At 70.4% G+C, this 25,760-nt stretch carries 25 protein-coding genes and 1 tRNA gene; 13 read left to right on the top strand and 13 right to left on the bottom strand.

The window, feature by feature from the left end:
* Positions 1-141: 141 nt before the first annotated feature.
* Positions 142-396: a cell division protein CrgA gene (gene crgA / locus ACFYPN_RS19260; RefSeq protein ID WP_328720551.1), complete on the bottom strand. Its 255-nt coding sequence runs from the start codon at positions 394-396 to the stop codon at positions 142-144.
* A gap of 137 nt (positions 397-533) precedes the next feature.
* On the opposite strand from crgA, the gene ACFYPN_RS19255 reads away from it, so the two are divergent.
* From ACFYPN_RS19255 to ACFYPN_RS19235, 5 genes are all read left to right on the top strand, one after another.
* On the top strand, positions 534-1,301 hold the full coding sequence (locus ACFYPN_RS19255) for a DUF881 domain-containing protein (RefSeq protein ID WP_358761648.1): 768 nt from the start codon (positions 534-536) through the stop codon (positions 1,299-1,301).
* A gap of 119 nt (positions 1,302-1,420) precedes the next feature.
* The gene (locus ACFYPN_RS19250; RefSeq protein WP_358761646.1) at positions 1,421-1,606 is read left to right on the top strand and encodes a hypothetical protein; all 186 of its coding nucleotides are present in this window, start codon (positions 1,421-1,423) and stop codon (positions 1,604-1,606) included.
* Positions 1,603-2,241 carry an aminodeoxychorismate/anthranilate synthase component II gene (locus tag ACFYPN_RS19245; RefSeq protein ID WP_358761644.1) on the top strand — a complete coding sequence of 213 codons (639 nt, stop codon included), beginning with the start codon at positions 1,603-1,605 and terminating at the stop codon, positions 2,239-2,241. Before ACFYPN_RS19250 ends, ACFYPN_RS19245 begins: the two co-directional genes overlap by 4 nt.
* Complete coding sequence (locus ACFYPN_RS19240; RefSeq protein ID WP_389299579.1) at positions 2,238-3,758, top strand: class E sortase; 1,521 nt, start codon at positions 2,238-2,240, stop codon at positions 3,756-3,758. The genes ACFYPN_RS19245 and ACFYPN_RS19240 overlap by 4 nt, the downstream gene beginning before the upstream one ends.
* A 65-nt stretch (positions 3,759-3,823) precedes the next feature.
* On the top strand, positions 3,824-4,564 hold the full coding sequence (locus ACFYPN_RS19235) for a class E sortase (RefSeq protein ID WP_358761641.1): 741 nt from the start codon (positions 3,824-3,826) through the stop codon (positions 4,562-4,564).
* Positions 4,565-4,715: 151 nt separating this feature from the next.
* Here ACFYPN_RS19235 and pknB read toward each other — a convergent pair whose 3' ends face one another.
* The 6 genes from pknB to ACFYPN_RS19205 form a co-directional block, all read right to left on the bottom strand.
* Positions 4,716-6,704 carry a Stk1 family PASTA domain-containing Ser/Thr kinase gene (pknB, locus tag ACFYPN_RS19230; protein WP_358761639.1) on the bottom strand — a complete coding sequence of 663 codons (1,989 nt, stop codon included), beginning with the start codon at positions 6,702-6,704 and terminating at the stop codon, positions 4,716-4,718.
* Between the two features lie 169 nt (positions 6,705-6,873).
* Complete coding sequence (locus ACFYPN_RS19225; RefSeq protein ID WP_358761637.1) at positions 6,874-8,328, bottom strand: penicillin-binding transpeptidase domain-containing protein; 1,455 nt, start codon at positions 8,326-8,328, stop codon at positions 6,874-6,876.
* Positions 8,325-9,743 (bottom strand): FtsW/RodA/SpoVE family cell cycle protein, encoded by a 1,419-nt coding sequence (locus ACFYPN_RS19220; protein WP_358761635.1) that lies wholly within the window; start codon positions 9,741-9,743, stop codon positions 8,325-8,327. Before ACFYPN_RS19220 ends, ACFYPN_RS19225 begins: the two co-directional genes overlap by 4 nt.
* A gap of 23 nt (positions 9,744-9,766) precedes the next feature.
* Complete coding sequence (locus ACFYPN_RS19215; protein WP_358761633.1) at positions 9,767-11,251, bottom strand: Stp1/IreP family PP2C-type Ser/Thr phosphatase; 1,485 nt, start codon at positions 11,249-11,251, stop codon at positions 9,767-9,769.
* A gap of 132 nt (positions 11,252-11,383) precedes the next feature.
* Entirely contained in the window at positions 11,384-11,899 is a 516-nt protein-coding gene (locus ACFYPN_RS19210) for an FHA domain-containing protein (protein ID WP_358761631.1), read from the bottom strand.
* A gap of 10 nt (positions 11,900-11,909) precedes the next feature.
* Complete coding sequence (locus ACFYPN_RS19205; RefSeq protein WP_358761629.1) at positions 11,910-12,806, bottom strand: DUF3662 and FHA domain-containing protein; 897 nt, start codon at positions 12,804-12,806, stop codon at positions 11,910-11,912.
* A 311-nt stretch (positions 12,807-13,117) separates the two neighbouring features.
* Between ACFYPN_RS19205 and ACFYPN_RS19200 the strand changes: the two genes are divergently transcribed.
* Positions 13,118-13,200, top strand: a tRNA-Leu gene (locus tag ACFYPN_RS19200).
* 191 nt (positions 13,201-13,391) lie between these two features.
* Here the strand turns inward: ACFYPN_RS19200 and ACFYPN_RS19195 are convergent.
* A complete protein-coding gene (locus ACFYPN_RS19195) occupies positions 13,392-13,880 on the bottom strand; it encodes a MarR family winged helix-turn-helix transcriptional regulator (RefSeq protein ID WP_389299854.1) in 489 nt (162 codons plus the stop codon).
* Positions 13,881-14,033: 153 nt separating this feature from the next.
* Here ACFYPN_RS19195 and ACFYPN_RS19190 point away from each other — a divergent pair, with 153 nt between their 5' ends.
* From ACFYPN_RS19190 to ACFYPN_RS19175, 4 genes are all read left to right on the top strand, one after another.
* Complete coding sequence (locus ACFYPN_RS19190; protein ID WP_389299573.1) at positions 14,034-15,182, top strand: hypothetical protein; 1,149 nt, start codon at positions 14,034-14,036, stop codon at positions 15,180-15,182.
* A gap of 388 nt (positions 15,183-15,570) precedes the next feature.
* Positions 15,571-16,962 carry a DUF2252 domain-containing protein gene (locus tag ACFYPN_RS19185; RefSeq protein WP_389299851.1) on the top strand — a complete coding sequence of 464 codons (1,392 nt, stop codon included), beginning with the start codon at positions 15,571-15,573 and terminating at the stop codon, positions 16,960-16,962.
* 60 nt (positions 16,963-17,022) lie between these two features.
* Complete coding sequence (locus tag ACFYPN_RS19180) at positions 17,023-18,021, top strand: hypothetical protein (protein ID WP_389299571.1); 999 nt, start codon at positions 17,023-17,025, stop codon at positions 18,019-18,021.
* A gap of 46 nt (positions 18,022-18,067) precedes the next feature.
* Complete coding sequence (locus ACFYPN_RS19175) at positions 18,068-18,412, top strand: rhodanese-like domain-containing protein (protein ID WP_358761624.1); 345 nt, start codon at positions 18,068-18,070, stop codon at positions 18,410-18,412.
* A 79-nt stretch (positions 18,413-18,491) separates the two neighbouring features.
* Here ACFYPN_RS19175 and ACFYPN_RS19170 read toward each other — a convergent pair whose 3' ends face one another.
* The 5 genes from ACFYPN_RS19170 to paaA are packed head-to-tail and all read right to left on the bottom strand — an operon-like array spanning position 18,492 to position 22,283.
* Complete coding sequence (locus ACFYPN_RS19170) at positions 18,492-19,592, bottom strand: 2Fe-2S iron-sulfur cluster-binding protein (RefSeq protein WP_389299568.1); 1,101 nt, start codon at positions 19,590-19,592, stop codon at positions 18,492-18,494.
* Positions 19,593-20,090, bottom strand: coding sequence for a 1,2-phenylacetyl-CoA epoxidase subunit PaaD (paaD, locus tag ACFYPN_RS19165; RefSeq protein WP_389299566.1), 498 nt, complete (start codon positions 20,088-20,090; stop codon positions 19,593-19,595).
* Complete coding sequence (gene paaC, locus ACFYPN_RS19160; protein WP_358761710.1) at positions 20,084-20,785, bottom strand: 1,2-phenylacetyl-CoA epoxidase subunit PaaC; 702 nt, start codon at positions 20,783-20,785, stop codon at positions 20,084-20,086. Before paaC ends, paaD begins: the two co-directional genes overlap by 7 nt.
* Before the next feature lie 56 nt (positions 20,786-20,841).
* Positions 20,842-21,132, bottom strand: a complete 291-nt coding sequence (gene paaB / locus ACFYPN_RS19155; protein WP_389299563.1) for a 1,2-phenylacetyl-CoA epoxidase subunit PaaB — start codon at positions 21,130-21,132, stop codon at positions 20,842-20,844.
* Positions 21,129-22,283 (bottom strand): 1,2-phenylacetyl-CoA epoxidase subunit PaaA, encoded by a 1,155-nt coding sequence (gene paaA, locus ACFYPN_RS19150; RefSeq protein ID WP_389299560.1) that lies wholly within the window; start codon positions 22,281-22,283, stop codon positions 21,129-21,131. Before paaA ends, paaB begins: the two co-directional genes overlap by 4 nt.
* Positions 22,284-22,820: 537 nt before the next feature.
* Here paaA and ACFYPN_RS19145 point away from each other — a divergent pair.
* The 3 genes from ACFYPN_RS19145 to ACFYPN_RS19135 are packed head-to-tail and all read left to right on the top strand — an operon-like array spanning position 22,821 to position 25,674.
* Complete coding sequence (locus ACFYPN_RS19145) at positions 22,821-23,666, top strand: DUF5819 family protein (RefSeq protein WP_358761615.1); 846 nt, start codon at positions 22,821-22,823, stop codon at positions 23,664-23,666.
* On the top strand, positions 23,663-24,964 hold the full coding sequence (locus tag ACFYPN_RS19140) for an HTTM domain-containing protein (RefSeq protein WP_389299558.1): 1,302 nt from the start codon (positions 23,663-23,665) through the stop codon (positions 24,962-24,964). Before ACFYPN_RS19145 ends, ACFYPN_RS19140 begins: the two co-directional genes overlap by 4 nt.
* Positions 24,961-25,674, top strand: a complete 714-nt coding sequence (locus ACFYPN_RS19135; protein WP_358761611.1) for a TrmH family RNA methyltransferase — start codon at positions 24,961-24,963, stop codon at positions 25,672-25,674. The genes ACFYPN_RS19140 and ACFYPN_RS19135 overlap by 4 nt, the downstream gene beginning before the upstream one ends.
* Positions 25,675-25,760: the final 86 nt, after the last annotated feature.

The raw sequence follows: 25,760 nt of genomic DNA, 5'->3' as shown, positions 1-25,760 counted from the left end.
GGGGCCCGTGGGCGGGCGCGGCCACCCGGAAGGCCGGTCGGACACCGCGGGCGCACGGGTTCCGCCACCGGTGATCCCGGGTGGTGCGGCCTTCAGGGTCGGGCGGGGCGGCAGGAGCAGGGGGGCAGCCGGGTCAGCGGACTACTTCCACTGCGTGGAGACGGCGAAGCCGCCGCCGATGAGCCCGAAGCCGACCACGATGTTCCAGTTGTGGAGCGCCTCGATGGGGAGCGAGCCGTCGGTCACGTAGAACAGGACGATCCAGGCGAGACCGATGAGGAAGAGCCCCAGCATCACCGGAGCGATCCACCCGCGATTGCCCAGCTTGATGGTGGTCGCCTGGTTCGCCGCGATGGGCGTGAAGCCGGCCTTCTTGCGGATACGTGACTTCGGCACGAGGAACGCTCCTGTCGATGCGCTGCGTGACCGCGCAGTGATCTTTGGCTCGCGCCCGAGGGCGCTGGGGGGAAGCTGCCTCCCCCGGGCGTCCGTTAGCGTAGTGCTTCCATGGCGCCTGATGAGATAAGGGTACGTTGAGCAATCTCGCGGATTCTCCCGAAGAGGCGGCCCGACGCACCTCGAAGCGGCCGGTCCGGCTGCTCACCGCTGCCGTCTTCGCGCTCGCCGGTCTGATCTTCGTGACGAGTGCCAACACGGCCAAGGGCACCAACATCCGCAGCGACTCCTCCCTGCTCAAGCTCTCCGACCTCATCGGTGAGCGGAGCGACAAGAACGGATTGCTGACCGACTCCAACGCGGCCGTGCGCGCGCGGATCGACGCGCTCGCCCAGCGCGACGACGGCAGCACCGAGGCCGAGGACGCCCGGCGCAGAATGCTGGAGAAGTCGGCGGGTACCACGGCGATCACCGGCAAGTCGGTCAGCGTGACGCTCGACGACGCCCCGCCCGACGCCACCGCGAACCCCGGTTACCCGGAGCCCCAGCCCAACGACCTGGTGATCCACCAGCAGGACCTGCAGGCCGTCGTCAACGCGCTCTGGGACGGCGGCGCAGAGGGCATCCAGGTCATGGACCAACGGCTCATCTCCACCAGTGCCGTCCGCTGCGTGGGCAACACCCTGATCCTCCAGGGCCGTGTCTACTCGCCCCCGTACAAGGTCACCGCCGTGGGTGATCCCGGCAAGCTCCGCAAGGCGCTCGACGCCTCCACGGCGCTGCAGAACTACCAGCTGTACGTGAAGGCCTACGGGCTCGGCTGGGAGCTCGACGAGAACAGCCGCACGACCCTGCCGGCGTACTCCGGCACGATCGATCTCCACTACGCGCAGCCCGCCGCGTAACGGCGGCTCCCGGGCATGACGGAGGCCGTCCCTCCGCCGGCCCCCTGTGGCTTTCCACAGCTGCCCCACGTCCGGGCCCCCGACCTTTAGTCTGGTCCCGAACCGAATGGAGGGGCAGCATGTACGGCTGGATCTGGCGCCATCTGCCGGGCAACGCGCTGGTGCGGGGAATCATCGCGCTCGTGCTCGTCCTGGCAGTCGTCTACGCACTCTTCCAGTACGTCTTCCCCTGGGCGGAGCCGCTGCTCCCGTTCGGCGACGTGACGGTGGACGGCCAGAGCGCCGGAGCGGAGGCAGGGCAGTGAGCGCACGCATTCTGGTCGTGGACAACTACGACAGCTTCGTCTTCAACCTCGTGCAGTACCTCTACCAGCTCGGCGCGGAGTGCGAGGTGGTCCGCAACGACGAGGTCACCACCGCCCACGCCCAGGACGGTTTCGACGGCGTCCTGCTTTCGCCCGGCCCCGGCGCTCCCGAACAGGCCGGTGTCTGCATCGACATGGTGCGCCACTGCGCGTCGACGGGCGTTCCGGTCTTCGGCGTCTGCCTCGGCATGCAGGCGATGGCCGTGGCGTACGGCGGGGTCGTGAACCGGGCGCCGGAGCTGCTGCACGGCAAGACCTCGCCGGTGTCCCACGACGGGCAGGGCGTCTTCGCGGGTCTGCCGTCCCCCTTCACCGCCACCCGCTACCACTCGCTGGCCGCCGAACCCTCCGCGTTCCCGGCCGAGCTGGAGGTCACGGCGCGCACGGCCGACGGCATCGTCATGGGACTGCGCCACCGCGAGCTGCCGGTCGAGGGAGTGCAGTTCCACCCCGAGTCGGTGCTCACCGAGCACGGCCACCTGATGCTGGCCAACTGGCTCGTCCGGTGCGGCGACCCTGGCGCGGTCGACAGATCGGCGGGGCTCACGCCGGTGGTGGGCAAGGCCGTCGCGTGACCGCACTCCGTCCCGAGCAGGACGCCGGGCAGGAGTACCCGCCCGGACGCGGGACGGACGGTTCGTTCGAGGACGCGGTGGGCCGGCTGGCGGACCCGTTGAACGACCCGTTGCCGGGCGGCTACGCCCCGCCCCGGGGCCGCCACGCCGGGGACGGCCCGGCCCAGAGCGCGCCGGGCGGTCCGCCGCCCGAGCGCTCCCGGTCCGGAAGCCGGCCGCAGGGCGAGCGACTTCACGCCGAACGCCCTCCCGCCGGGGGACGCGTGGTGGAGGGCGTGGTGGTGGAGAGTTCCCTGCGCGCCCGTACGGGGCGGCCACAGCCCCCGCCGCAGCCCGTCCGCCCCCATCCGCACCCGAACCCCCAACAGGCCCCGTACGGGCCGCAGGAGGGTCTCCCGCACCCCGGTGAGCCCGGCGAGTGGTACGACCCGGAGGGCTACCGCCGCGACTGGTACGGACAGGAGCAGCCGTCCGCCGTGTCCGGTCCCGCCCGGCCGACCGGCCCCACGGCGTCGGGCTCCGGCGGGTTCCCGGACGAGGCGGCGACCACCGTCGTGCCACCGCTGGACGTACCGGGGGATACCGAGGGCCAACTCCCGCCGCACGACGAGACCGTCGCCCTGCGGAGGGTGGTCCCCGACCGTGCGGAGGGCGTTCCCCGGGACGTACCGGTGCCGGGCGGCCGGGCGGAGCGGCGGCGGGCGGCCAAGGCGGACGGGCGCCGCAGGGCGCCCCAGCAGCCGGCCCCGTCCGGCGGGAACGGCCCGGCCGGGGGACCGGGGGGCAGGGAGCCGGCGAAGCCGATGTCGCGGGTGGAGGCCCGCAGGGCGGCCCGCGCGGCCAAGGACAGTCCGGCCGTGGTCGTCAGCCGGGTCGTCGGTGAACTCTTCATATCGCTCGGCGTGCTGATGCTGCTCTTCGTCGGCTACCAGCTCTGGTGGACCAACATCCGGGCGGACCGGATCGCGGGTCAGGAGACCCACAAGATCCAGGACCAGTGGGCGGCCGGGGAGCGGGACCCCGGGACCTTCGCGCCCGGCCAGGGTTTCGCGATCATCCACATCCCGAAACTCGACGTCGTCGCGCCCATCGCGGAGGGCACCAGCAAGGAGAAGGTGCTCGACCGGGGCATGGTCGGCCACTACGGCGAGGGAGCGCTGAAGACCGCGATGCCCTCGGACGACCGGGGCAACTTCGCGCTGGCCGGTCACCGCAACACCCATGGTGAGCCGTTCCGTTACGTCAACAAGCTGACCCCGGGCGACAAGGTCGTGGTCGAGACCCAGGACGCTTACTACACGTACGAGATGACGAAGACCCTCGCGCAGACCTCGCCGTCCAACGTGTCGGTGATCAGCCCGGTGCCTCCCGGATCCGGGTTCACCGCGCCCGGCCGGTACATCACTCTGACGACGTGTACGCCGGAGTTCACCAGTACCTACCGTCTGATCGTCTGGGGCAAGATGGTCGACGAGCGGCCGCGGAGCAAGGGCAAGCCCGACGCTCTCCTGGACTGACGGCAGTGCGCTCGCGGGCGGAACGGTCCCGACGACGAACAACCCCACGACAAGGGACGGTTGCGGTGGCGACGAGGACCGAGTACGAAGCGCGGGCCGACGGACCCGCGCCCCCTCCCGCGACGGAGGGGACCGTGCGGCATCCGGTCGCGGCGGCCGTCAGTATCTTCGGCGAACTCCTCATCACCGCGGGGCTGGTGCTCGGCCTCTTCGTCGCGTACTCCCTGTGGTGGACCAACGTGGTGGCCGACCACGAGGCCGACAAGCAGAGCCACGCCGTCCGCGACGGCTGGAGAGGTGCCACCGGACCGGGTGAGCTGAACACCGGGGGCGGCATCGGCTTCCTGCACGTGCCGGCCATGAAGAACGGCGAGGTGCTGGTCAAGAAGGGCACCGACACCTCCGTCCTCAACGACGGCGTCGCCGGCTACTACACCGATCCGGTGCCGGCCGCACTGCCGTCGGACGACCCGGGGAACTTCACGCTCGCCGCCCACCGGGACGGTCACGGCGCGAAGTTCCACAACATCGACAAGCTGCACGACGGTGACGCGATCGTCTTCGAGACCCAGGACACCTGGTACGTCTACAAGGTCTTCAAGACCCTCCCGGAGACCACGAAGTACAACGTGGACGTGCTCCAGCAGGTGCCGAAAGAGGCGGGCGTGACCAAGCCCGGCCACTACATCACCCTGACGACCTGTACGCCCGTCTACACCTCGAAGTACCGGTACATCGTCTGGGGCGAGCTGGAGCGTACGGAGAAGGTCGACGAGGACCGGACACCCCCGGCCGAGCTGCGCTGACCGCGAGCCGCACCGACCGCGAGCCGCACCGACCGCGAGCCGCTTCGCATGCGCCGCGGAGTCACCGTGATTCCGGTGCATCACCCGTAGAACATACGCAGGGGCCCGGACCACTTCAGGTGGTTCGGGCCCCTGCACGGGCGGGCGGGGGTCAGTGCCCCATGTTGCCGATGAGGCCCTCTCCGCCGCCGCCGAGCGTCTTCACGTTGACCGCGCTGTTCTTGTCGACCTGGGCGCCGGTGCCCGGGTCGGTGTTGATCACCATGGCGTTGTCGTCGGACGAGCCGTCCACGCTGCCGAGCTGCAGTCCGGCCTGGGCGAGCAGGTTCTTGGCGCTGCCGAGCGTCTGGCCCTTCAGCTCGGGAACGGCCACCTTCTCGGGCTGCGGCGGTCCCTTGGAGACCTTCAGCACGATCTGGACGTCCTTGGCCTGCTGGGTGTTGGCCGCCGGGGTCTGCTCGACCACCGTGCCCGCCGGGGCCGTCGAGTCGGTCTCTGCCTGCGAGATGTTGGAGAACCCGAGGGCGGACAGCTGGGCCTGTGCCTGTGCGAAGGTGCGGCCCGACGTGGACACGTCCGGCATGGAGATGAGCTTCTCCTCGGCGACGGTGATCGTCACCTCGGACTCCTTCTCGGCCTCGGAGCCGCCGTCCGGGCTCTGCTTGATGACCGTGCCCGGAGTCGCGTCGGATTCCTGGCTCTCCACCTTGACGGTGAAGCCCTTCTCCTCGAGCTTCTTGCGGGCGCTGTCCTTGGACTTCTCGGTGACGTCCGGGACCTCGACCTTGGGCGCACCGGAGGAGACGTGGACGGTGACGGTGTCGTTCTTCTTCAGCTCACCGCCGTCCGGATCCTGGGAGCAGATCTTGCCCTTCTCCTGGTCCTCGCACGCCTCCTCCTCGCCGACCTTGAGGGTCAGGGTGGAGTTGTCCGCGAGCCGCTGGGCCTGCGCGACGGTGGTGCCGACCAGGTTCGGCACCGGGACCGTGCCGGGGTCCTCCTTCTCGCTGAAGACGGCGCGGCCGATCAGGATGGCTCCGATCAGCACGAGCACGCCCGCCACCACGAGGAGGATCGTCGAGGTGTTGTTCTTCTTCTGCTGACGCCGCCGGCCGGGGCGGTCGTCGTGGCCGTAGCCGCCGTCGTCGGGGTTGAGCGGCGGCATCATCGACGTCTGCGGGGCGCCGGCGTTGTCCGTGGCGCGCAGGGCGGTGGTGGGCTGGTCGCCGCCGTAGCCACCGTCGTAACCGCCGTAGCCCCCGTAACCGGCCGCGCCCATGGCGACGGCCGCGGCGACGGGGCGGCCGTCGAGGCAGGCCTCGATGTCGGCGCGCATCTCGTCGGCGGACTGGTAGCGGTAGTCGGGGTCCTTGGTGAGCGCCTTCAGCACGATCGCGTCCATCTCGGGCGTGATCTCGGGGTCGAAGTTGCTCGGCGGCTGCGGTTCCTCGCGGACGTGCTGGTAGGCCACCGCGACGGGCGAGTCCCCGATGAAGGGCGGCCGGACCGCGAGCAGTTCGTACAGCAGGCAGCCGGTGGAGTACAGGTCGGAGCGGGCGTCGACCTGCTCGCCCTTGGCCTGCTCCGGGGAGAGGTACTGGGCGGTGCCGATGACAGCGGCGGTCTGCGTCATCGTCATGCCGGAGTCACCCATCGCACGGGCGATGCCGAAGTCCATGACCTTGACCTGGCCGGTGCGCGTCAGCATGACGTTGGCCGGCTTGATGTCGCGGTGCACGATCTGGGCGCGGTGCGAGTACTCCAGCGCCTGGAGGATGCCGACCGTCATCTCCAGGGTGCGCTCGGGCAGCAGTCTGCGGCCGGAGTGCAGGAGCTCCCGGAGCGTGGAGCCGTCGACGTACTCCATCACGATGTACGGGATCGAGACCCCGTCCACGTAGTCCTCGCCGGTGTCGTAGACGGCGACGATCGCGGGGTGGTTGAGGGAGGCGGCAGACTGGGCCTCACGGCGGAACCGGGCCTGGAAGGACGGATCGCGGGCCAGATCGACCCGGAGCGTCTTCACGGCTACGGTGCGGCCGAGCCGGGTGTCGTGCGCGAGGTAGACCTCGGCCATGCCACCACGGCCGAGCACCGAGCCCAGCTCGTACCGGCCGCCGAGGCGACGCGGCTCTTCCATCACTGTTCCAGCCCTCTCCGTCAGTCCCGACCGCACCCGTGTGTGGTCCGGCGGTGCGCTGTTCGCGCATACGCTACCGGGCACGCGCGACGCGTTCGGCCCGCACCCGTCAGCCGATATCCGACCGGTATCCCGATGTCCGGTTTGGCGGTCAGGCGTCGGGGCCCTGCTACTTGCTGTCGATGACCGCCTTCATGATGGCCCTCGCGATCGGGGCGGCCAGACCACCACCGGAGATGTCGTCGCGGTTGGCCTTGCCGTCCTCGACCACGACCGCGACGGCGACCGGGGAGCCCTTGTCGGTCTTCGCGTACGAGATGAACCAGGCGTACGGCTTCTCGCTGTTGTTCAGACCGTGCTGGGCGGTACCGGTCTTGCCGCCGACGGTGACGCCCTCGATCTTGGCGTTGGTTCCCGTGCCCTTCTCGACGACGGTCTCCATCATCTGCTGGACCTTCTGGGCGTTGGCGGCCGAGAGGGGCTGGCTCATCTGCTTCGGCTCGGCCGTGTAGATGGTGTCCGTGTTCGGTGCCTGGCGGGCCGCGACCATGTACGGCTCCATGAGCTTGCCGTCGTTGGCGACGGCGGAGGCCACCATGGCCATCTGGAGCGGGGTGGCACGGTTGGACGCCTGACCGATCCCCGCCATGGCGCTCTGCGACGGGACGTCCTCGGGGAAGACGCTCTTGTCGGCGCGGACCGGGGTGAAGATCTCCTTGTTGAAACCGAACTTGTCGGCTTCCTCGATCATCTTCTTGTTGCCGAGGTCGGCGCTCACCTTGCCGAAGACGCTGTTGCAGGAGTAGCGCAGCGCCTCACGGAGCGTGGCGTTCTCGCAGGGGATGGTGCCCTCGTTCTTGAGGGGGAGCGAGGTTCCCGGCAGCTCCCAGGGAAGCGGGGACTTGGTCGGCTCGTCGATGGAGTCGTAGAGACCGTCCTCCAGGGCGGCGGAAGCGGTGACGACCTTGAACGTCGAACCCGGCGGGTAGGTCTCCCGCAGCGCCCGGTTGAGCATGGGCTTGTCCTTGTCCGCGAGGAGCTTCGCGCGGGCCTCGGAGTCCTTCTCGGAGTTGCCGGCGAAGGCCGAGGGGTCGTAGGACGGCGTACTGGCCAGGGCCAGGATGGCGCCGGTCTGCGGGTCGAGCGCGACGGCCGCGCCCTTCAGGTTGCCGAGTCCCTGGAAGGCGGCCTTCTGCGCGGCACCGTTCAGGGTGGTGACGACGTTGCCGCCCTTCTTCTCGTCGCCGGTGAACATCGACAGGGTGCGGTTGAAGAAGAGCTGGTCGTCGTTGCCGGTGAGGATGCCGTCCTCGAGGTTCTCCAGCTGCGTGGAGTCGAAGGCCTGCGAGGAGTACCCGGTGACGGGGGCCCACATGGGCCCGTTCTTCCAGACTCGCTTGTACTTGAAGTCGCTGCCGTCCGTCTCGACGGAGCCGGTGATGGCCTTGCCGTCGACGATGATGTCGCCGCGCTCGTGGGCGTACCGCTCGATCCGGACCCGGCGGTTCTCCTTGCGCGAGTTCAGATCGTCGGCGCGGACGTACTGCAGGTAGTTCGTACGGACGAGCAGGGCCAGGATGAGGACCCCGCAGAAGATCGCGATCCGGCGCAGGGGCTTGTTCACGGGCGGACCACCTGGGTCATCTCGGCGTCGGGCGAGGGGGCGGGGGCGGGGGCCGGACGGCGCGCGGTGTCGCTGATCCGGATGAGGATGGCGATCAGCGCCCAGTTGGCGAGTACGGACGAACCGCCGTACGCCAGGAACGGCATCGTCATACCGCTGAGCGGGATCAGGCCCATCACACCGCCGGCGACGACGAAGACCTGGATGGCGAAGGCGCCGGAGAGGCCGACCGCCAGGAGCTTGCCGAACGGGTCCCGGGCGGCGAGCGCCGTACGGATACCGCGTTCGACGATCAGGCCGTAGACCAGCAGGACAGCCATCATCCCGGCCAGGCCGAGCTCCTCGCCGACGGTGGAGAGGATGAAGTCGGCGTTGGCCGCGAACATGATCAGGTCCGAGTGGCCCTGGCCGAGTCCGGTACCGAGGGTGCCGCCGGAGCCGAACGACATCAGGGACTGGGCGATCTGCTCGCTCGCGCCGGTACCGCCCTGGCCGAATCCCTTGAAGGGGTCCAGCCACGCGTCCACCCGCTGCTGGACGTGCGGCTCGAAGGTCGCGACACCGACCGCGCCCGCCCCCGACATCAGCAGACCGAAGACGATCCAGCTGGTCCGCTCGGTCGCGACGTAGAGCATGACGATGAAGAGGCCGAAGAAGAGCAGCGAGGTACCGAGGTCAGTCTCGAAGACCAGAATGAGGATCGACAGCGCCCAGATGGCCAGGATCGGGCCGAGGTCACGACCGCGGGGCAGGTACATCCCCATGAAGCGCCGGCTCGCCAGAGCGAGTGCGTCGCGCTTCACCATGAGATAGCCGGAGAAGAAGATCGCGATGAAGATCTTCGCGAACTCTCCGGGCTGGATGGAGAACGGACCCAGGCTGATCCAGATCTTCGCGCCGTTGACCTCGGGAAAGAAGATCGGCGTGATCAGCAGGATCAGGGCCACGACCATGGAGATGTACGTGTAGCGCTGGAGGACGCGGTGGTCCTTGAGGACCATCAGCACGGCGACGAAGAAGGCGACCCCGATCGCCGAGTACAGCAGCTGCTTGGGCGCGTCCGGGGTGTAGGTGTACCCCCGGATCTTCGCGTCCTGGATCAGCCGCTGCGACTGGTCGAGGCGCCAGATCAGTACCAGCCCCAAGCCGTTGAGCAGGGTGGCCAGCGGCAGCAGCAGCGGATCGGCGTACGGCGCGAACTTGCGCACCACGAGGTGGGCGACGCCGCCGAGCAGTACGAGCCCGGCGCCGTAGCCGAGCATGCCGGACGGCAGCTTGCCGTCGATGGCGAGACCGACGTTGGCGTACGCGAACACCGAGATGGCGACGGCGAAGACCATCAGCATCAGTTCGGTGTTGCGGCGGCTCGGTGCGTCGATCGCGCCGATGGTGGTCGTGTTGGTGACAACGCTCATGGTGCTGTGGGCCCCCTACGGCCTTACTGCTTACCGCACTGCGGGACCAGCTTCTGCTCTTCCTCCGAGAGGCTGGGGCCGGGAGTGGGGGTCGCTGCGGTCGGCTTCGTCTCCTTGTCGGTCTCCTTGTCGGAGGCCGTACCGGAGGTCTTGTCGGCGGAAGCGGTGCTCTCCGCGGCCTGCTTCTCGGCCGCTCGGCGCTGAGCGTCCTTCTTGCAGGCGGTGGCCTGGGTCGACAGTTGGTCGACCTTCTGTCGGGCGTCGGCGAGGTTGCCTTCGGCGATCGTCTCCTCGACCTGCTTGCGCTGGTACGGCGGCAGGTACTTGAGTTCGATCTCCGGGTGGTCCTTCTCGACCTTCGAGAGGGAGATCCAGCCGAGGTCCTGGCTGATGCCCCGGAACAGGGCGACGTTGTCGTTCTGCGCACCCACGTAGTACTGGGTCTGGGTCCAGCGGTAGCCGCCGTACACACCGCCGCCGACGATCGCCAGGGCGAGCACGGCGTACAACGACCGCTTGAGCCATCTGCGCCCGCCGGGCTTGACGAAGTCGTCCTCGGTGTACGAGTCGAAGGCGCCGTGCGGGCCCTCGCCGTAACCGGTGTCCGAGCCGCTGCCGGGAGGGCCGAAGCCACCGGCGGGGGGCGGGACGGAACGTCCGAGGCCCGCCGCGCGTCCGGCCGGGGTCTGCATGGCCCCGCCGTCGCTGAGCTGCGCCTGGTTCTCCGCGACCGCGCCCACGATCACCGGGGTGTCGCTGAGGTGGCCGGCCAGGGTGTCGTTGCTGTCGACGTCCAGGACGTCGGCGACGATGCAGGTGATGTTGTCCGGTCCGCCGCCGCGCAGGGCGAGCTGGATGAGCTCCTGGATGGTCTCCTGGGGCCCCTGGTAGCTGGCGAGCGTCTCTTCCATCGTCTGGTGCGAGACGACGCCGGAGAGGCCGTCGGAGCAGATCAGGTAGCGGTCGCCGGCCCGGACCTCGCGGATGGAGAGGTCGGGTTCCACGTGGTCGCCACTGCCCAGGGCCCGCATCAGCAGGGAGCGCTGCGGGTGGGTGGTGGCCTCCTCCTCGGTGATCCGGCCCTCGTCCACCAGACGCTGGACCCAGGTGTGGTCCTGGGTGATCTGGGTGAGGAGCCCGTCGCGCAGCAGGTACGCGCGGGAGTCGCCGACGTGCACCAGGCCGAGGCGCTGGCCCGTCCAGAGCAGGGCGGTGAGCGTGGTGCCCATGCCCTCCAGCTGGGGGTCCTCCTCGACCATGACGCGGAGCTGGTCGTTGGCCCGCTGCACGGCGGTGCCGAGCGAGGTGAGGATGTCCGAGCCGGGCACGTCGTCGTCGAGCTGGACGAGTGTGGAAATCACCTCGGAGCTGGCGACCTCACCGGCGGCCTGGCCGCCCATGCCGTCGGCGATCGCGAGGAGACGGGGCCCGGCGTAGCCGGAGTCCTCGTTCCCCTCCCGGATCATGCCCTTGTGCGATCCGGCGGCGAAACGCAAGGAGAGACTCATGCGCACCTCGCCCGTCGGTTCGGGGTACAGCCGGTCCTGTCGAGCCACACTGCCCACCCTCCGGTCGGGAGCCGGTCCGCGTCCTCGGTCAGGACCGCCGCGGCTCGCTCGCTCCGCTCGCTCATTGTCGTACTACTTCCGCAGCTCGATGACGGTCTTGCCGATACGGATCGGCGCACCCAGCGGAACGGGCGTCGGGGTGGTGAGTCGGGTCCGGTCGAGATACGTGCCGTTGGTGGACCCGAGATCCTCGACGATCCACTGGCCGTCCCGGTCGGGGTAGATCCTGGCATGCCGACTGGACGCGTAGTCGTCGTCCAGCACGATCGTTGAATCGTGGGCCCGGCCCAGCGTGATGGTCTGGCCCTGGAGCGCGACCGTGGTGCCCGTGAGGGAGCCTTCGGAGACGACCAGTTTGGTCGGTGCGCCGCGGCGCTGACGCGCCGGCTGCTGGCGTTGTTGCGGTGGTGCGGCCGCTTGTTGGCGGGTCTGCTGCGGACGCGTTTCGCTCCCCGTGCGGCGTGAGCCGCGCTGGGTGACGCGCGTTCCGAACAGATCGCTGCGGATGACCTGTACGGCCACGATCACGAACAGCCACAGAACGGCCAGGAAACCTAGCCGCATGACCGTCAGGGTCAGCTCTGACATTGCCCCCGCTTCACCCTTCGGCTTGCCGGTAAACGATGGTGGTACTGCCCACGACGATCCGCGAGCCGTCGCGGAGCGTAGCGCGGGTGGTGTGCTGCCCGTCCACCACGATGCCGTTGGTGGACCCGAGATCCTGGATCGTCGAGGGCGTTCCGGTCCGGATCTCACAGTGCCGGCGCGATACGCCGGGGTCGTCGATCCGCACGTCGGCTTCGGTGCTGCGTCCCAGCACCAGCGTCGGGCGGGAGATCTGATGGCGGGTGCCGTTGATCTCGATCCAGCGCCTGACCTGCGTCTCCGGCAGAGGGCCGGAAGGCACGGGAGGGCGGCGCCGGTCGTTCGAGGGGCCGGCCGCCCGTCCGCCGCCCGGTGGCGGGGCGGCGGGCATCGGAGGAGCCGCGGCCGGCGGGTAGCCGTAGCCGCCGGGGGCCTGCTGGCCCGGCGCCGGGCGCTGGGTGCCGTAGGCATCCGGACGCCCGCCGTGGGGCTGGTCGGGCCTGCCCTGCGGATCGGCGGGGTCCTGCTGCGAGGTACTCGACGCGAGGGTGCGGCTGCGTACGCGGTAGAGGCCCGTGTCCAGGTCCTCCGCCTTCTCCAGGTGGACCTTGATCGATCCCATGAAGGTGTAGCGCTGCTGCTTCGCGTAGTCCCGTACAAGCCCGGACAGTTCGTCGCCGAGCTGGCCGGAGTACGGGCTGAGCCGCTCGTAGTCGGGCGCGCTCAGCTCGACGATGAAGTCGTTGGGGACGACCGTCCGCTCGCGGTTCCAGATCGTCGCGTTGTTGTCGCACTCGCGCTGGAGCGCACCCGCGATCTCGACCGGCTGGACCTCGGACTTGAAGACCTTGGCGAAGGTGCCGTTGACCAGACCTTCGAGACGCTGCTCGAAACGCTTCATGACTCCCATGGGGCACCTCCTCCGGTGTCATCGTCCCTGTACTGCTTACTGATCGTATCCACGCCCGGGGAAAACGGCTGGTTCCCCTTGTCTGCACGGTGGATGAGTGTCCCCTCTCACACGGATCGTAGAGGTGCCCATGTGACAGTGTCCCGCACACGAGGTGCTCTCGGCAGGAGTGGGGAGATGGTTCCGCGTTCCCGTTTCCCGCTCCGCTCTCCTCGAAACAACGGATGTGAATCCTCCCCGCTCAGCGTGCTAATCTTCCGTTGTCGCCAGGGAGAAGCACCGAAACGGTGAGAGGAACTGGACACCACTTTGCGCGAGTGGCGGAACGGCAGACGCGCTGGCTTCAGGTGCCAGTGTCCTTCGGGACGTGGGGGTTCAAATCCCCCCTCGCGCACAACGAGTAGCTGGAAACATCTACTGGGTTGGTTCGACAGAACCCCCGCACCGGAGAGATCCGGGGCGGGGGTTCTTCGTTCTGTCCGTGGCTGTGCCTGCGCCGTGTCTTCGGTCCGGTCGGGAAGTGTCGGTGAGTGTGCCCTGTTTCACGTGAAACGGTGACGCTCGGCTGATGGTCTGCCTGAAGCCTTAGGACCCGGATCCGCTCGCGGCGTTGTAGCGCAGCAAGTACCGGGCGAAGGCGGCGAGATCCTCGGTGGTCCACTCGGCGAGACGTTCCTGGTACGCCGCCCGGCGACTGGCCCGGGTCGAGACCAGCGCCTTGAGTCCGGCTCCGGTGGGGTGCAGCACCTGGATGCGCTGGTCCTCGGGGTCCGGGTGGCGCTCGATCAGCCCGAGTTTCTCCAGGCCGGTGATCTGTCGGCTGACCGTCGACTTGTCCAGCATGTAGTGGGCCGCGAGGTCGGTGGCCCGGCAGCCCTGTCGCTCGTGGATGTACGAGAGCAGGGCTTGGGAGACCAGGGTCAGTTCGGGATGGAGCCGGGCGGCCGTGGCTCGGGCCCGCCGCGAGAAGGCGGTCAGCTCGCGCTGGATGATGTCGAAGGATTCCTCGCGCCCGCCGGGGGCGAACGCCCCGGTGGTGTCCCCCTCGGTGTCCGGCTCGGTGGTGTCCGGCACGTTGCCGTCCGTCTTGGTGTCGTCCGTCACGGGGTCCGCCTCTCCGCGCGTTCCTCCGCGCCGCCGTCGCACGAGGTCCGGTGCTCGATGCAACAAGTTGTACGATACAACTGAAGTAGAAGTTGTAAAACGCAACCATAGAGGATGGTGCCGATGTCCACAGGACCGACCACCGCCGGAGGTCCCTCCGGCCGTGCCGACGTCGCAGCGCTGCGGCATGTACTGACCCACCTGGTCACACCACTGCTGATGTGCGTCGGCATGGGACTCGCCTACCTGGGCGCCTTCCACGCCCCGGAGCCGCACGACCTCCGCGTCGACGTCGTGGGGTCGGGCGTCAGCGCCCAGGTGCTGGCGCAGACTCTCCAGGACAAGGGGGACGGTGCGCTCGACGTACGTACGGTCGCGGACCGGACGGCCGCGACGGAGCACCTGCGGACCCAGGACAGCTACGGCGCCTTCCTGCCGGGAACCAGCCCCGAACTCATGGTGGCCTCGGCCTCCTCGGACACCACCGCCACGGTGGTCCAGAAGGTCTTCACCGAGGTGGCCGCCGACCAGGGTGCTCCCCTGAAGGTCACGGACGTCGCTCCCACGGCTGCCGGCGACCCGACCGGGCAGGGCATCTTCTTCCTGCTCGTCGCCGTCAGCATCGGTTCGTACGCCTCCGTCGCGGTCGTGGGCGGCGCGGGCGGAGTGTTGCCGCTGCGGCTGCGGGCCGCGCTGGTGGCCGGCGCCTCGTTGGTGGTGAGCCTGATCGGGGTGGCGTTCGCCGGGCCGGTGTTCGGCTTGGTGGACCACGGTTTCGGCGGGCTCTGGGCGATGGCGTGGCTCTACTCGGCGGGCATCCTCCTGGTCGGTGTCGGGCTGCACACCTTCCTCAAGCGGTGGACGACGCTGGGGGTGATGGTCCTGTTCGTGATGCTCAACTTCACCAGCTCGGGCGGCATCTTCCGGCCCGAACTCCAGCCCGGTTTCTTCGGGGCGCTGCACTCCTTCTGGAACGGGGCGGGCTTCGTCGAAGGGGTGCGCAGCCACGTCTACTTCGGTGGCCACGGTCTCGGGCGCGACGTGCTGGTGCTGGCGCTCTGGCTGGTGGCCGGGATCGTGGTCATGGGCATCGCGGGGGCGGCGGAGGCGCGGCGGCGCCGTGCGGCCGTGGCCGGAGCCCTCTCCGGGTCGTCGGTGGCGCCGAGCGCGTCTGCCGCTGCTGCCGGGAGCGGCAGTCCCGCCGGGGAAGGGGAGACGGCGGCGGAGCGCGAGGAGACGGAGGAGGAGCTGGAGGAGACCGTGGGCGTCTGAGCCCGCGGTTCAACCAACGCCGTCCGCCGTGGGGATGCCTCCCGGGACTTCACCGGCCTCGTCACGGTTTTACTCGCTCTTTGGCCTGTTCAGCGACTTGTCCACAGGGTGGGGCGGTAGTTGTCCACAGGGACCGACGGGCCGGGGCGAACGGCGGTACGGTCATGGCCCATTGAGGACGAACAGGACCGCTGGTGGGCGGGGGAGGCGGTTTTCCGTGAGTGGGACCGATGCGGGGATCGATGTACGAGGGCTGCTGGGCGCGGCCGTGACGGATGTTCCGGTATCCGTGGACGGCGTGGCTCTGGGCGAAGCGTCGGCTGTGGGCGGCCTGGTGGCGGAGATTCCGGGTCGTGGGGTTCCTGCTCCGGGAATTCCGGTGCCCGGCATGCCCGGGGCGCGCATTCCGGCGGTCGCGGGGTTCGCGCGGCGGTCCGAGGAGTCCTCGCGCAAGGCGGCGGGCCGGGCGTTGCGCGAACGGGTGCCGCGAGCCTCCCACGCGTCGCTGGTCCTTCCGGCGGGGCGGCCGGACGCGGTGCGGGCGGTCGAGGAGTCGAACAAGGGGCGGGTGCCCGGTCTGACTCCGATACGCGTGGGGCGGATGGCGGCCAACCCCTTCGCGTTCCTGCGCGGATCGGCGGGGCTCATGGCGCACGACCTCACCGGGACGCCCGTCACCGGTGTGGGGGCGCAGCTCTGCGGCGACGCGCACGCCGCCAACTTCGGTCTGTACGGGGATGCGCGGGGGAATCTCGTCATCGACCTCAACGACTTCGACGAAACGGTCTTCGGCCCCTGGGAGTGGGACCTCAAACGGCTGGCGGCCTCCTTCGTGCTCGCCGGCCGGGTGGCCGGCGCCGACGAGGACACCTGCCGCAAGGGTGCGTACGACGCGGTGGGTGCCTACCGGCGGACGATGAGGCTGCTCGCCCGGCTGCCCGCGCTCGACGCCTGGAACGCCATCGCGGACGAGGCTCTGGTCTCGCACGCGGATGCGCGGGATCTCCTCGGGACGCTGGAGCGGGTCTCGGAGAAGGCCCGGAAGAACACGAGCGCCCGGTTCGCCGCCAGGTCGACCGAGGAGTCGGAGGACGGCGGGCGCCGGTTCGTGGAGGCCCGGCCGGTGCTGCGCCGGGTGCCGGACACGGAGGCGGCGGCCGTCGCGGCGGGTCTGGGCGGCTATCTGGAGACGCTCCCGGAGGACCGGGTACCGCTGCTCGCCCGCCACGCCATCCACGACGTGGCGTTCCGGGTGGTGGGGACGGGCAGCGTGGGGACCCGTTCGTACGTGGTGCTGCTGCTCGACCACCGGAGGGAGCCGCTGGTGCTCCAGGTGAAGGAGGCCCGGCCGTCCGCGCTGACTCCCCACCTGCCCGCCGTGGGGTTCGACGTTCCCGTGGTGGAGCACGAGGGCCGCCGGGTGGTGCTCGGGCAGAAGCGGATGCAGGTCGTCAGCGACCATCTGCTGGGCTGGGCCGAGGTCGGGGGTCGGCCCTACCAGGTCCGGCAGTTCAGGAACCGCAAGGGCAGCGTCGACCCGGCGACCCTGGCCCCGGCCGAGGTGGACGACTACGCGCGGATGACCGGTGCCCTGCTCGCGCGGGCCCACGCGCACAGTGCCGATCCGCGTCTCCTCGCCGCGTACTGCGGGAAGAACGACGAGTTGGAGGAGGCGGTGGCCGACTTCGCCGTGACGTACGCGGACCGTACGGAGGCGGACCACGCCGAACTGCTCAAGGCCATCAAGTCCGGACGGACAGCCGCCGAGCTGGGGGTGTGAGCACCGGCGGCCGACCCCGCCGGGTCCTCGGCGTGCCCACCGGGGCCATACGCTGGACGGGTGACCGACGAAGCCGCCGGGGTGGATGCCACCCGGAACGACGATGACCGGCAGAGCCCCGACCAGCTCCCGAGTGGGCTCCCGGTTCGGGAGAGTGCGGGCGGTGACCGGCCGCAGGACGCCGAGCCCGCCGTGGAGGGTGCCGCGCCGCCTACGGGGGCTCCGTCCGCCGAGGGCGCTGCGCCTGCCGCTGAGGAGGGGGTGTCCGGCGCTGACGGCGCCGCCGCACGGCCGGAGGCGCGGCTCGCCCGGGCCGTGCAGGCGGCCGAGCAGGCACTGATCGAGTTCGAGATCGCGGTGGAGACCTTCCGGGTCGAGGTGGACAACTTCTCGCGGCTGCACCACCAGAAGCTCGGCCCGATGTACGCCCGCCTCGACGAGCTGGACGCCCTGATCGCGGAGGCCACCGCAGCCAGGAGCGGCGACCCGGAGGACGCCCGCAAGGCACGGGAGGCACGTGCCGCCGTCATGCCGATGCCGGGGGTGGACGAGCTGTTCCACGGCTGGATGGACTCGGAGGGGCTCTACCCCGAGGCCGTCGCCATGCTCACCGAGCAGTCGGTCCGGCCGCCGAAGCGGGTACGTCCCAGCGACGAGGCCCGCAAGCTCTACCGTGAGCTGGCCCGCAAGGCCCACCCCGATCTGGCGCAGGACGAGACCGACCGGCAGCGGCGGGACGAGTTCATCGCCCGGGTCAACGCGGCGTACGGGCGCGGTGACGTGCCCCTGCTCCAGGAACTCGCCGCCGAGTGGGCCGCGGACCCGGTGCGCCCGCCGGTACTGCTCAGTGAGAGCGAGGAGCTCTACGCCCGGCTGGAGTGGCTCAGTCGGCGCAAGGAGTTGCTGACGGTGCTGGCGCAGGAGCTGGAACAGAGCGCGATCGGGTCGATGCTGCGGATGGCGCCGGACGACCCGGACCAGCTGCTGGTGGACATCGCCGACCAACTGCTGGGCGAGGTGTCCCGGCGGGAAGCGGAGCTCGCGGAGCTGGTGCAGTAGCGTTTCGACAGACGGTGTCCCGTATGTACGAGAGAAGGCATGACCCATGAATTTCGCCCCGCTGCCCTCGGTGGACGTCGCTGCGGTGCCGTCGGACGGCTTCGTGCTCGACGTCCGTGAGAACGACGAGTGGGCGGCAGGTCATGTCGAGAGCGCCCTGCACATCCCGATGAGCGACTTCGTCGGCCGCTTCGGCGAGCTCACCGAGGCTGCCGAGGACGGCCGCCGGGTGCACGTGATGTGCCGCGTCGGCGGGCGTTCCGCGCAGGTGACGCAGTACCTCGTCCAGCAGGGCATCGACGCGGTGAACATCGACGGCGGCATGCTCGCCTGGGATGGTGCGGGCCGTCCGATGGTCGCGGAGAACGGCGCTTCGCCCTTCGTCCTCTGAGGCGCCCGGAGGGCCGACCGCCGACCGCTGACAGCCGACCGCTGACAGCCGACCGCTGACCTCCGACCGGTCCCGCTGGTCAGCGGTCGAAGTCGATGGTCACTTCGGGGGTGAGCGGGTGCGACTGGCAGGCCAGGACGAAACCGGCCCCGGTCTCCTCCGGCTCCAGGGCGTAGTTCCGGTCCATCCGTACCTCGCCCCGGACCAGGAAGGCACGACAGGTGCCGCAGACACCGCCCTTGCAGGCGTAGGGCGCGTCCGTACGCCGCCGGAGCACCGTCTCCAGGAGTGAGTCGCCGCTCTCCACCGGCCAGCTGCCCGATCGGCCGTGCAGGGTCGCCGTCAGTGTGGCCTCCGCGGGGACCGTGACCCCGGCCCCGTCCACACCCTCGGCGGCCCCCGCGCTCGAGGCCGTGGTCCCGGCAGCCGGGGGCGTCGCGTCCTCCACGTGGAAGATCTCCTGGTGGATGCGGCCGCGGTCGACGTCGAGCGCGCGCAGGGCCCCTTGGGCTCCCCGGACCAGTCCGTACGGCCCGCAGAGGAACCAGCCGGCCACGTCCGGCACCGGAAGCAGTGCGGGTAGCAGCGTGGTCAGCCGCTGCTGGTCGAGCCGCCCCGTGGGCAGCCCCCCCGCCTGCTCCTCCCGGGAAAGCGCGGTGACGAGGTGGAAGCGGTCCGGGTAACGGTCCTTGAGGTCCGCCACCTCGTCGAGGAACATCGTCGACGCCACCGTCCGGTCACCGCGTACGAGGCAGAACCGGGCCAGAGGTTCGCGCGCGAGCAGGGTCGTGGCGATCGACAGGACCGGGGTGATGCCGCTGCCGCCGACCACCGCCGCGAAGAGCCCGGGCCGGGGCTCCAGGGTGAAGCGCCCGGTCGGCGCCATCGCCTCCACCTGATCGCCGACCGCGAGTTCCTTGAGCGCGTACGTCGAGAAGGTGCCGCCGTCCACCAGCCGGATGCCGACCCGCAGTACGGGCGGGTCAGGTGGGGCCACGGCGGGGGAGCAGAGCGAGTAGGAACGCCGAATCTCCTCGCCGCCCGCTTCGTAACGGACGTTGAGGTGCTGGCCGGGGACGTGGCGGAAGGTCTCCCGCAGTTCGGGCGGGACGTCGAACGTCACGGCCACCGCGTCGTCCGTGATGCGTTCGACGGCGCGGACCCGGAGCGGGTGGAACATCTACAACTCCTTGAAGTGGTCGAAGGGTTCACGGCAGTCGGCGCATCGGCGCAGCGCCTTGCAGGCGGTGGAGGAGAACCTGCTGAGCAGCTCGGTGCGGGTCGAGCCGCAGTGCGGGCAGCGCACGGCGAGGGCGAGCGGCACCGCCCCGTCCGGAGCCCGTACGGGGCGCGGGGGCGCGATGCCGGACGCGGCGAGCTTGCGGCGGCCCTCCGCGGTGATGTCGTCGGTGGACCACGGCGGTGCCAGCGCGGTGACCACCGAGACCTCGGTCGTCCCGTGGTCCCGGAGGGCCTCTTCGATGTCGTGGGCCATGGTCTCCACGGCGGGGCAGCCGGTGTAGGTCGGAGTGAGGGTGACGACGACACGGCCGGGTCCCTCCACCCGCACTCCGCGCAGAACGCCGAGTTCTTCGAGAGTCACCACCGGCAGCTCGGGGTCCGGTACGGCTCCGGCGATCCGGCGCAGTTCCTCCTCCAGGGGGGTGGTGGTCACCATGACGCCCCCGGGTGGCTGCGACGGAGGTGCTGCATCTCGGCGATCATCCGTCCGAAGGGCTCGGTGTGCACTCCCTGACGGCCGGCCCCCGCCGTCCACGCCCCGCTCCGCGGCCCGGTGGGGAGCGGGAGGGTGGCCCGCTCCACCACGTCCGTGACGGTGGCGAGCCAGTCGTCGCCGAGCGCCTGCCAGTCGACGTCGACGCCTTCCACGGGCTGGAGGAGCTCACCGGTGAACTTCCAGAGCCCGTCGAGGCCTTCACGCATCCGCCGGTGGCTCTCCTCGGTGCCGTCGCCGAGGCGCAGGGTCCACTGCTCGGCGTGGTCCTGGTGGTAGGCGACCTCCTTGACCGCCTTCGCGGCCAGGGCCTGGAACTCGCTCCGCCCGGCGGCCAGCCGCTCGTAGAGCAGGCGTTGATAGACGGAGAAGTAGAGCTGACGGGCGATCGTGCGGGCGAAGTCGCCGTTCTCCTGCTCGACCAACTGGGCGTTACGGAAGGCGCGTTCTTCGCGGAGATAGGCGAGGTCGTCCTCGTCGCCGACGAGGGAGAGGAGCACGCGGGCCTGGCCGAGCAGGTCCAGCGCGATGTTGGCGAGGGCGACCTCCTCCTCCAGCACCGGGGCGTGGCCGGCCCACTCCCCCAGCCGGTGGGACAGCACCAGCGCGTCGTCGCCCAGCGCGAGGGCACCGGCCAAGAGCGATGGAGGCGCCGCGGCCCTGACGCCGGGTGTCGCGTCGTGCGGGGTGGCGGTCACAGGTGCCGCACTCCTTCCGGGATCTCGTAGAAGGTCGGGTGGCGGTAGGGCTTGTCGGCAGCCGGTTCGAAGAAGGAGTCCTTCTCGTCGGGTGAGGAGGCGGTGACCGAGGTGGAGGGCACCACCCAGATCGAGACGCCCTCCGCGCGGCGGGTGTAGAGGTCGCGCGCGTTGCGCAGTGCCATGGCGGCGTCGGGGGCGTGCAGGCTGCCCGCGTGCGTGTGAGAGAGCCCTCGGCGGGAGCGGACGAATACCTCCCACAGGGGCCAGTCGGTCGTGCCGCTCATGCCGTCGCCTCCGTGTCCGGTGCCGGGTTGGTGGGCTCTGCCCTGTTCGCCGCAGCCGTGTCCGCCGCAGTGATCTTCGCCTCAGACGCCTCAGACGCCTCAGCCGCCTCGGCCGTTGCCGCAACGCTTACCGCCGCCGCGTACGGCTGGGTCCCGTGCGGCTCGGGCGTACGTCTCGTCTGCTTCGTCGCGTACGCGGCTGCGGCGTCACGGACCCAGGCACCGGCTTCGTGGGCGTGGCGGCGCTGGGCGAGACGCTCGTCGTTGCACGGGCCGTTGCCCCGGAGCACCTCCTGGAACTCCGTCCAGTCGATGGCGCCGAAGTCGTGCCGGCCCCGGGCGTCGTTCCACCGGAGGTCGGGGTCGGGCAGCGTGAGGCCGAGGGACTCGGCCTGCGGGACGCAGATGTCCACGAAGCGCTGGCGGAGCTCGTCGTTGGAGTGGCGCTTGATCTTCCAGGCCATCGACTGCGCGGAGTGCGCGGATTCATCGTCCGGCGGGCCGAACATCATCAGCGACGGCCACCACCAGCGGTCCACCGCGTCCTGTGCCATCCGGTGCTGGGCCGGTGTGCCGCGGCTCAGCGTCAGGAGGAGTTCGTACCCCTGGCGCTGGTGGAAGGACTCCTCCTTGCAGATACGGACCATCGCGCGGGCGTACGGGCCGTACGAGCAGCGGCACAGGGGTACCTGGTTGGTGATGGCGGCGCCGTCCACCAGCCAGCCGATGGCGCCCACGTCCGCCCAGGTCAGCGTGGGGTAGTTGAAGATCGAGGAGTACCTCTGACGGCCGGCGTGGAGCTTGTCGAGCAACTCGTCCCGGCTGGTGCCCAGGGTTTCCGCGGCGCTGTAGAGGTACAGGCCGTGTCCCGCCTCGTCCTGCACCTTGGCCATCAGGATGGCCTTGCGGCGGAGGGAAGGGGCCCGGGTGATCCAGTTGGCCTCGGGCTGCATCCCGATGATCTCGGAGTGCGCGTGCTGAGCCATCTGGCGGACCAGCGTGTCGCGGTACGCGTCCGGCATCCAGTCGCGGGGCTCGATCCGCTCGTCCGCCGCCACCATGGCGTCGAACGACGCCACGCGGCTGTCCTCCCCCGCTGCGGCGGCGCCCGCACCGTCCGGTGCCTGCCGACCCGCGGTCACTGTCGCCATGACGACTCCGTCCCGACCGATCGTTCGGTCCATCGACTTCAATGGTCGGCCGGTGGACCGTAGGGTGTCAACCCTGTGGATAACCGAGGGATGATCGACGACGATCGGGGCGGGATGGAATCGGATCACGGGGGGCGCTCGAATCGGCCGGCCGACGAGAGCGAGGAGCCGGCCGGGGAACGCAGGAACCAGGCGCCCGACGAGTCGGCCGGTGATCAGCCCGGGGAGCGGGAGAGGCCGGGCGGACAACCCGCCGAACCGCCTGCGGAACGGGCTGCTGACCAGTCCCGGGAGCGGCCCGAGGCCCGCGCGGAGGACCCCGGGGCCCGCGCGGAGGACCCCGGGGCCCGCGCGGAGGACCCCGGGGCCGACGCCGGTGATCCCGAGGGAGTCGGTGCCGGGAAGAGCGCAGGTGACCGGGCCGTCGGCGGGGTATCGGGCGCCGCGCCACGCTGGGCGCCGCCCGCTTCTCAGGCGCCGGTCTGGCCGCCCGGTACGGATGGGCACGAGCCGGCGCCCGGGCCCGACGGACATGACGTGGGCCGGGACCACGACGGCGACACCGCGGCTTCGGGCCTCGTGCCGCCGGGGCCGGGCGGGGTGAGCGCCGGGGGGCGCGAAGAGGGTCCGGACGGCAGCGGTGCCGGGGGCCCGGGTGGGCCCGACACCGGAGCCCGGACGCTCTCCGCTGCCGCTCCGGGCCCGGCGCAGGCCGGGATAGCCGGGCTGTCGACCCCGTACCGGGTCGTCGCGGGCGTGGTGATGGTCGTCCTCGGCCTGTTCACCTGTATCCACCTGGCCATGGTCTTCCTGCACGTCGCGCCGTCGAACACCCTGTCCAAGCAGTACGGACAGGGCATCTATGACTGGATCTATCCGGAGTTCGAGCAGAACTGGAAGCTCTTCGCTCCCAATCCGCTCCAGCAGAACATCTCCGTGCATGTCCGGGCGGAGGTCGTCGAAGCGAACGGGGACCGCCGCACCACCCCCTGGATGAGTCTCAGCGGGGAGGACGGCAAGGCGATCCTGCACAACCCGCTGCCCAGTCACGCGCACCAGAACGAGCTGCGCCGGGCATGGGACTTCTACGTCAACACCCATGACGACAAGAACCGTTCGACCGGGTCGCGCGGAAAACTCGCGGAGGCCTATCTGCGGCGCATCGTGATGCTCCGGCTCGGGGAACACGACTACGGCGGGACGATCGACCGCATCCAGCTGCGCTCGTCGGCGCGTATGGTCTCGGCGCCGCCGTGGAGCACCGAGAAGACCAGCACCCAGCCGATATACCGCGAGCTCGCCTGGTGGACCGTGTCCGCAGGTGATCTGCCCGAGGGCAGCGAGGCCCCGGAGGCCGCGTCCGGCGAGGAGGCCGACCAGTGAACACCGTCCCCCCGGCGGTCACCGCCGCCCCCCTCGGGCGTTCGGGCGCGATCGGCCGCTTCCTCCAGCGGATCACCGCCGCCGCCCTCGGCCCGTACCAGAGCGCGGTCATACGGATCGGGTTCGCCGCCACGTATCTGCTGTTCCTGTTGCGCGAAGTGCCGTACCGGCATGAGCTGTACGGGCCGGACAGCCCCTGGCAGTGGGACCTGGCGCACCGGCTGATATCCGAGAATGACGCCTTCACCGTCCTGATGTGGTCGGACAGTTCCGCGTGGTTCGAGGTGGTCTACGCGCTCGCGCTCGTGTCGGCGTTCTGCACGCTGCTCGGATGGCGCACCCGGACGATGTCCGTCCTCTTCATGGTCGGGGTCCTCTCGATCCAGAACCGCAACGTCTTCATGGGCGACGGCGGTGACAACGTCGTCCACCTGATGGCGATCTACCTCGTGCTGACCCGCTGCGGCCAGGTCTGGTCGCTGGACGCGCGGCGGGCAGCACGGGATGCAGCCCGCCGGGCGGCGGGCCTGGGGCCGGCCCGTGACGTGGTCGGGCCGCTGCTCTGGGCGGTCCTCGGGACGGTGCTGCTGGTCGCCCATGTGCAGGGTGGTCTGGGTGGCACCTGGTGGCTCCCGACGCTTCTCTGGCTGGTGTGGGTGGGGGCTGCCGCCCGGTGGGCCGTGACCCGGCACGCGCCGGACGGTCAGCCACGGGTGCTGCTCGACGTGGTGACCAACCTCGCCCACAACGCCGCTCTCGTGATGATCATGGCCGAGGTCTGTCTGATCTACGCGACCGCCGGCTGGTACAAGATCCAGGGTTCGCGCTGGCAGGACGGCACAGCGCTGTACTACCCCCTCAAGCTGGACTACTTCACCCCGTGGCCCGCGCTGTCGAACCTGATCGCGGCCAGCGCGGTGATGGTGATGGTGGTGACGTACGCGACGGTGATCGTGCAGGTGGCGTTCCCGTTCACGCTCTTCAACCGGCGGGTCAAGAACGTGCTGCTGGTGGTGATGATGGGTGAGCACGCCGGGATCGCGGTCCTGCTGGGTCTGCCCTTCTTCTCGATGGCGATGATCTCGGCGGACGCCGTGTTCCTGCCCACGGCCTTCCTGGTGTGGTGCGGTGCCCGCGTCGGCTTCGGCCGGGACCGGCTGTCGGCCCGGTTCGGCCGTCCGCGATCGGCCGCGGGGCGCGTACCCGGTCCGCGGGAGCCTGCCGGCACGGCGGTCGCCGGGCCGGGCGGGGAGCCCCCGCAGCGCCCCGGCGACGGGGGCCATACGCTCGTCGGGTGAGCAGTGAGACCGGCAGTACAGAGGAATTCGTGCCCTTCGTGGCCGAGGGGCCCGATCCCGCCCCGGAACCGGCGCAGTACGACGACGGTTTCGGGGACGGCATCGGCGTCGGTCCGCACCCGGCCCCGTGGCCGGAGGGCGAGCGGTACGACCCCGAGCTGCTGGCCGGCGGCGACCGGCGCAATGTGGTGGACGAGTACCGCTACTGGACCCGCGAGGCGATCGTCGCCGACCTCGATCTGCGGCGCCACGACTTCCACGTGGCGGTGGAGAACTGGGGCCACGACTTCAACATCGGTTCGGTCGTCCGCACGGCGAACGCCTTCCTCGCCAAGGAGATCCACATCGTCGGCCGACGGCGCTGGAACCGGCGCGGCGCCATGGTCACCGACCGCTACCAGCATGTGCGACACCACGCCGACACCGCCGACCTGACCGCGTGGGCCGCTGCGGAGGGGCTGCCGATCATCGGGATCGACAACCTCCCCGGGGCCGTGCCGCTGGAGCGGACCGTGCTGCCCCGGCGCTGTGTGCTGCTCTTCGGCCAGGAGGGCCCGGGCCTCACGGAGGAGGCCAGGGCCCACGCTTCGATGGTCTGCTCGATCGCGCAGTTCGGCTCGACACGGTCGATCAACGCGGGTGCGGCCGCCGCCGTCGCCATGCACGCATGGGTCCAGCGGTACGCCGAGGTGCCGGACCCCTCCGCGTGACCCGGCCCGAACGGGCCTGAGCCGAAACGGACCCGGCCCGAACGGGCCTGAGCCGACCGGGCCTGGGCCGGCCGGACCTGATCAGG

The sequence above is a fragment of the Streptomyces sp. NPDC005576 genome (assembly GCF_042871745.1).
Taxonomy (GTDB): Bacteria; Actinomycetota; Actinomycetes; order Streptomycetales; family Streptomycetaceae; genus Streptomyces.
The sequence above is the reverse complement of the archived record's forward strand: the minus strand, read 5'-3'. Positions and strand labels throughout refer to the sequence as shown.